We start from the raw sequence: 6,534 nt of genomic DNA on the forward strand, positions 1-6,534 counted from the left end.
GCCCTCTGGATCCTTCCGGCCACTGCCACCCGGTTGCCCGGGCGACATTTCATGCGGAAACCGGCCGATTGGCCGTCTCCTTCCGTGAGGATGAAATGCGTAAGGCGCGGTGTATAGAGGCTGGCAAGCCGCCTGCCAAGGCCCGACGCGCGACTTTTCCGCCGCAGGCGAGAGCCGACGGGGAAGATCGGCTTGGGACGCATGTCTCTCTCACGCGCCCCCTTCGGCCTCACTGAGCAGCGCGTCGACGTCTCGCCCACGATACAGGATACGCAGGATGTCGCGACGGTCTTCGCGCAACGCATAAGCGATCACGACCCGACGCTCGTTGGCCACGGGTCGCAGGCCGATGCGCAGATCGTCGCGAATCCGTCCGGCCCTCGGCCTCTAAGACAAGCGCTCACAGCGTTCGCGGATTCGCCGGATGAAGGCGATCGCACGGTCCGGGCTGTCTTAGGCTATATGATCGTAGAGCGCTCCGAGATCCGCGATGGCTAGCCGCTGGAGCGCGACCTCAAGCTTTGTCACCGGCGGCTACCCGGTGGGCGTGCCGATCCTCCAGCCGATCGAAGACCACCTGGGCAGGAAGGCCTGGTGGCGGATCGTCGAAGGCGGCGAGAATCGAAGTCAGGACATCATCGCGATGCTTGAACGACCCGACGGCGAGCCGATCCTCAAGGAGGCGCAATCCCGCCGCTACGCCCTCGGCCGCATCGCGGAAATGGCCGGCAGCAACCTGAGTCCGCACGAAACGATCGAGATCCGGGCTCAGGTCGATATCGGCCATGACGCGGCTTCCCTGCTGCCGAGGCATCCGGCGCCAAACTACGCCGCCTCGCGCTCCGGTACCAGCTTGCGCCGCGCGCTCTCCCACCACGAACGCCGCCGTGCATCCTCGGCCTCCGCGGCCTTGGCCGCGTAGAACGAGGCGTTGTGCTCGCCCCGCAGCGCCTCGCGGGTGAAGCGGATCAGGTGGTGGGCGACGAAGCCCATGTTGAACACTGCCTCGATCTGCCCGCGCTTGAGGGCATAGCCCGCCGCGCTCCAGAACGGCCTGCGGTAATCCGAGAGCAGCCCGACCCGCGTGATGATGTTGAAGCCGAGGATCAGGCCCCGGCGCAGGTTCGTGAAGGTCAGCTTGCCCTTCGTCGGCGTCACGATCCGGTTCGGGTAGGTGGTCTCACACTGGTGTTTGAACCGGGCGAACAGCTGCTCCGGCTCGTAGGCATGGGCGATCGCCCGGCGCCAGCTCGACACCACCGTGTCGTGCGGGCGCTTGAACAGGACGTTCGATTCCAGCGCCGCGTCGTGAACAAGTCGGCCTTCGCGCTCCAGCCGGTCCCAGAGCGGGGTCTTGGGCAGGGCCTGGAGCAGGTTGATGGTCAGCACCGGGATCGCCGACTTGTCGATGAAGTCGATCAGGTTCTGCTCGGATTTGTCGCTGTCGGTATCGAGCCCCAGGATGATGCCCGAGGTCACTTCGAGCCCGTAGGAGTTGAGGGTCTCGATCGCCTCGTACATCGGCACGGCGGCGTTGTGGGTCTTGTCGATCCCCTTGAGCGCGTCCGCCTCCGGCGTCTCGATGCCGACGAACACGGTCATGAAGTTGGCCTGCCGCATCAGCTCGAGGATCTCGGGCTGCTTGGCCATGTTGAGGGTCGCCTCGCAGGCGAACTGAAGCGGGTAGTCGTTCTTCTTCTGCCACGCCACGAGATGCGGCAGCATCTCGCGGGTCGCCTTGCGGTTGGCGATGAAGTTGTCGTCGACGAAGTAGACCACCGCCGGGTGCCCGGGCTGGCTGATGATGGCGTCGAGCTCGGCGCACATCTGCTCGGGGCTCTTCAGCCGCGGCTGGCGGCCGTAGAGCTGCGGGATGTCGCAGAACTCGCAGCGATACGGGCAGCCCGAGGAGAATTGCAGCGAGCCGATCAGGTAGCGCTTGAGCGGCGCCGCCTCGTAGGCCGGGGCCGGGAAGTCGGAGAGGGCGAGCCGCTCAGCCGTCTCGAACACCACCTGCTGGGTCGGCCGGGCGAGGTCGGCGTCGAGACGTTCGATCAGCCGGTCGGTGGCGTCACCGATCTCGCCGACATGGAGATAGTCGAAATCCGGGTATTTTTCGCGCGCGCCGGATACAGACGGACCGCCCAAAGCCGCGACCTTGCCGGCCGCGTGGGCGCGCCGGCCGATATCGTGGATCTGGCCTTCCTGGATGTGCATCCCGGAAACGAACACGGCGTCGGCCCAGGCGAAATCCTGGGCGGAGGCGCGCCGGATGTTCTCGTCGATGAAGCGGTACTCCCAGCTCTCCGGCATGTAGGCCGCGATCACCAGAAGCCCCTGCGGGGGCATAAACGCCTTGACGCCGCCCATGAGCGGGTAGGCGTGCGAGAATGTGCCGAACGAGGGCGTGTAAGCGGGGAAGACGCACAGGATGCGTCGGCGGGTCGTGACGGAGACAGTGCTGCGCATGGAGGCTTATCTAGCACAGCCGTCGGGAATGGCGCCCCCTTCGATGGTGAGAATGACGTGATCGATTGGCTCGCCACGAAGCCGGCCGGGCCTCCCCGCGCAGGCAACAAAAAACGCCCGGCCGTTTCCGGCCGGGCGCTTCGTCATCGCGTTGAGCCGGGGCTCAGGCGGTCAGGACCGTGTTCGGCTCGACCTTCACGCCCGGGCCCATCGTCGAGGTGACGGCGATGCGCTGGACGTAGGTGCCCTTGGCGCCCGCCGGCTTGGCCTTGGCGACCGCGTCGGCGAAGGCCTTGATGTTCTCGACGAGCTTGTCGGCATCGAACGAGACCTTGCCGACGCCGGCATGGACGATGCCGGCCTTCTCGACGCGGAACTCCACCGAACCGCCCTTGGCGCCGGCGACGGCGCTCTTCACGTCCATGGTGACGGTGCCGACCTTCGGGTTCGGCATCAGGCCGCGCGGGCCCAGCACCTTACCGAGACGACCGACCAGCGGCATCATGTCCGGGGTCGCGATGCAGCGATCGAATTCGATCTTGCCGCTCTGGACGATCTCCAGGAGATCCTCGGCGCCGACGATGTCGGCCCCCGCCGCCTTGGCGTCGTCCGCCTTGGCGCCGCGGGCGAAGACCGCCACCCGCACCGTCCGGCCGGAGCCGTTCGGCAGGTTGCAGACGCCGCGGACCATCTGGTCGGCGTGACGCGGATCGACGCCGAGGTTCATCGAGACCTCGACGGTCTCGTCGAACTTCGCGGTCGCCCGCTCCTTGACCAGCTTGATCGCCTCATCGAGCGGGTAGAGCTTGGTCACCTCGATGCCCTCGCGGGCGGCGCGGATGCGCTTTCCTTCGCGTGCCATGATGTCCTCCCTCAGGCCGTGACTTCGAGGCCCATGGCCCGGGCAGAGCCGCGGATCATGGCGACGGCCGCATCGACCGAGTCGCAATTGAGGTCGGGCATCTTCTTCTCGGCGATCTCGCGCAGCTGCGCCTCGGAAATCTTGCCGACGGTCGGGCCCTTACCCGGGGTCTTCGAGCCGGAAGCCGGCTTCTTGCCGATCTTCAGACCGGCGGCCTTCTTCAGGAAGAAGGTGACCGGCGGCTGCTTCATCTCGAAGGTGAAGGAGCGATCCTGATACGCGGTGATGACCACCGGGATCGGAGTGCCCTTCTCGATCTGCGCGGTCTTCGCGTTGAAGGCCTTGCAGAATTCCATGATGTTGAGGCCGCGCTGACCGAGCGCGGGACCGATCGGGGGCGACGGGTTCGCCGCGCCGGCCGGGACCTGAAGCTTCACGTAACCCGTGATCTTCTTCGCCATGGGATATCTCCCAAACTGCGTCCGCCGCCGGGCTGCCTAAGCGCGGGCGGGTCGGACGATTGCAGGTCGCGGTGCGATCCGTGGATCCCGGAGGCGAGGCCGGGCGGATCTTCCGCGGGTGATGGCGAATAGAGAGCAGCGAATGGCGATCAGAAGGCGCAACGCCCGCTCTTCGCCATCCGCAATCTCGCTACTCGCTCTTACGTCAGGCCTTCTCGACCTGGGCGTATTCCAGTTCCACCGGGGTGGCGCGGCCGAAGATCGACACGGCCACCTTGAGGCGGGAGCGGGCCTCGTCGATTTCCTCGACGGTGCCGTTGAAGCTCGCGAACGGGCCATCGGCGACCCGGACGGTCTCGCCGATCTCGAACGCGATCGAAGGCTTCGGCCGGTCGACGCCTTCAGCGACCTGACCCTTGATCCGCTCAGCCTCGGCATCGGGGATTGGGACCGGCTTCGACTTGTCGGCCCCGAGGAAGCCCGTGACCTTCGGGGTGTTCTTGATGAGGTGGTAAACCTCGTCGGTCAGGTCGCACTTCACCAGGACGTAGCCCGGGAAGAACTTGCGCTCGGCATCGACCTTCCGGCCGCGGCGCACCTCGACGACCTTTTCGGTCGGGACCATCACCTCGTCGAACAGCTCGGTCAGCCCGCGCTGGGCCGCCTGGTCCTTGATGGACTGGGCGACCTTGTTCTCGAAGTTCGAGTAGGCGTGGACGATGTACCAGCGCTTCGACACGGTTCCGTTCAACTCCGACAAGTCCGCGAGGTCTCCCCCGATCGATGGCGCGCCTCAGAGGCCGAGTATCAGCCCCACCACGAAGCGCAGGGCCTGGTCCACCACCGTGAAGAACAGGCTCGTGACCACGACCATCACGAACACCATGATGGTGGTGATCGTGGTCTCCCGGCGGGACGGCCACGTGACCTTGCGGGCCTCGTCGCGAACCTGGGAGAAGAACTCGCCCGGGGTCACGCGCTTCTGCGGCACCTTGACGGGCGTGGCAGGACGGGCCGGCGGCGTGTTCGCGGGACCGCGAGCCGCGCCGCGCGCCACATCCACCTTCTTGGTCGCTTCGTTCGATGCCATGGCGCCAGTGTTATTTGCGTGCGCGGGCCCGAGGCAGGGCCTGCTTCCGGGAACGCGAACATCCGGCGCCGAGGGCCTGGACGGGCCCGCACCGACGGTCGCTTCAGATCTCGGATTGCGCCCGCTCTAGCGCAACTCCGCCGGCTTGTCGACCGGGCGACCGCGCGGGGGTGAGTGAGATATCTGGCAGGAGTGGAGGGACTCGAACCCGCAACCTCCGGTTTTGGAGACCGGCGCTCTGACCAGTTGAGCTACACTCCTAGCGTCCCGCCAAATGCCCGATTGCGGCCCGGCTTGCAAGAGGCTCGGCGGCACAGACAGGCCCGCGCGGGACAAATGCGGCCATCGCAGCGACCAGTCACGGGCCAAGTCGGAGAGTCCTGGCGGGATCCTCGCTTCCGCGCGGCGTCAACGGCCATGATCGGTCCGCTCCGCGGCGGTCAAGGGACGCAATCCGTTTCGGTCAAAGTGGAACAGCTCGTCGCTGCGGGCATACGGCCCGGCACGCATCTGCCTGGTGACCTCCGCGGCCAGGTCGCGCCGGGCGGCGCTGTCGGTCGGCCACGCCATGAGCGCACCTCGGGTGGGAGCGGCCAGGGTGATGCTGTCCGCTTTCAGGGCGCTACGCATTTCATCGAGATAGTTCGACACCAGCAGTCGGGCAGCGTCGTAATCGTCGCCCGATTCGGCGATGGCAAACATCGGCGTTCCATCCCCGACGCCCAGGCTGAACGGCGCGTCCTTCGAGGTCGCCGCCAGGTTCTTGATGGCTGTCGCTTCCACCAGGGCAGGATCGACCCGCCAGCCCGCGAGCATCGCACGGGTGACGTATCGGTAGCGCTTCGGCTCGTCGAGCACGTAGACGACGAACAGCGTCTCGGAAAATCGGCGGCGCGCGATCTCCGCGTGCTGTCGGAGGATCTCTTCAGGCACGAGTTGCACGCGCAGGCGCGATTTGACGGCCGCGAAATCCCCGGGATCCGTTGCGGGCTCGGACGTCGCGAGGACGTCGGCGAGGAATTTCGCGATGGCCTGTCGGCGCTCTGCGCTGGAGAGTCTGGCGACGCGCGGATACAGGTTGGTGAGGGCGATCGTCCTGGGGCCGACATTGATCTGCGCCGGATCGGAATCGAGCCGGATCTCGGCCTCCGGCTGCAGGGTCCGGACCAGTGCCGCCACCTCGTCGCGGAATCGCCCGTCGCTCAAACCATCGGCGCGCGCCGCACCAGGCCAGATTGGGATCCCGACACAGATCAGGACCAGGAACCCAAGGGCGCGGAGAATGAAACCAGCGGACATGCGAGTCTCCACCGGAGCACGGCAGAGACATGACAAAGCAACGCCGGCGCTTCGTCAAGACGAAGCGCCGGCGAGCGTCACATTAAACCCGAGCATAGAGTCCGGGCCTCTTGGCGGGACCGGGATATTTGCCTGCTACGACTCTCCGCGAGCTGCGAAGCGCATCCCGGCTGCCAGGCCGGCGCGCCACCTACCGCCGCGACGCGCCGATCCTGTCCTGGCTTAGTCGTTGATGGCGGCGACGACGCCGGCGCCGACGGTGCGGCCGCCCTCGCGGATGGCGAAGCGCAGCTTCTCCTCCATGGCCACCGGCACGATCAGCGTGACGTCCATGGTCACGTTGTCGCCCGGCA

7 protein-coding genes, 1 tRNA gene and 1 pseudogene are annotated in these 6,534 nt (G+C 66.6%); all 9 read right to left on the reverse strand.

Annotated elements, in window-relative coordinates; translation table 11 throughout:
* Positions 1 to 514: 514 nt before the first annotated feature.
* Positions 515 to 787, reverse strand: coding sequence for a type II toxin-antitoxin system ParD family antitoxin (locus MKL11_RS03185; RefSeq protein ID WP_243940215.1), 273 nt, complete (start codon positions 785 to 787; stop codon positions 515 to 517).
* A gap of 38 nt (positions 788 to 825) precedes the next feature.
* Positions 826 to 2,469 (reverse strand): B12-binding domain-containing radical SAM protein, encoded by a 1,644-nt coding sequence (locus MKL11_RS03190; RefSeq protein WP_243940217.1) that lies wholly within the window; start codon positions 2,467 to 2,469, stop codon positions 826 to 828.
* Between the two features lie 163 nt (positions 2,470 to 2,632).
* The gene (gene rplA / locus MKL11_RS03195; protein ID WP_007566052.1) at positions 2,633 to 3,331 is read right to left on the reverse strand and encodes a 50S ribosomal protein L1; all 699 of its coding nucleotides are present in this window, start codon (positions 3,329 to 3,331) and stop codon (positions 2,633 to 2,635) included.
* 11 nt (positions 3,332 to 3,342) lie between these two features.
* Positions 3,343 to 3,792 carry a 50S ribosomal protein L11 gene (rplK, locus tag MKL11_RS03200; RefSeq protein WP_243940219.1) on the reverse strand — a complete coding sequence of 150 codons (450 nt, stop codon included), beginning with the start codon at positions 3,790 to 3,792 and terminating at the stop codon, positions 3,343 to 3,345.
* Positions 3,793 to 3,997: 205 nt separating this feature from the next.
* On the reverse strand, positions 3,998 to 4,531 hold the full coding sequence (gene nusG / locus MKL11_RS03205) for a transcription termination/antitermination protein NusG (RefSeq protein ID WP_007566056.1): 534 nt from the start codon (positions 4,529 to 4,531) through the stop codon (positions 3,998 to 4,000).
* Positions 4,532 to 4,585: 54 nt separating this feature from the next.
* Positions 4,586 to 4,882 (reverse strand): preprotein translocase subunit SecE, encoded by a 297-nt coding sequence (gene secE / locus MKL11_RS03210; RefSeq protein WP_243940221.1) that lies wholly within the window; start codon positions 4,880 to 4,882, stop codon positions 4,586 to 4,588.
* A gap of 184 nt (positions 4,883 to 5,066) precedes the next feature.
* Positions 5,067 to 5,143, reverse strand: a tRNA-Trp gene (locus tag MKL11_RS03215).
* Between the two features lie 147 nt (positions 5,144 to 5,290).
* Complete coding sequence (locus MKL11_RS03220; protein ID WP_243940223.1) at positions 5,291 to 6,181, reverse strand: DUF1444 family protein; 891 nt, start codon at positions 6,179 to 6,181, stop codon at positions 5,291 to 5,293.
* Between the two features lie 222 nt (positions 6,182 to 6,403).
* A pseudogene (gene tuf, locus MKL11_RS03225) lies at positions 6,404 to 6,534 on the reverse strand (elongation factor Tu); the annotation flags it as partial.

Source organism: Methylobacterium sp. J-077, assembly GCF_022829365.1.
Classification (GTDB): domain Bacteria; phylum Pseudomonadota; class Alphaproteobacteria; order Rhizobiales; family Beijerinckiaceae; genus Methylobacterium.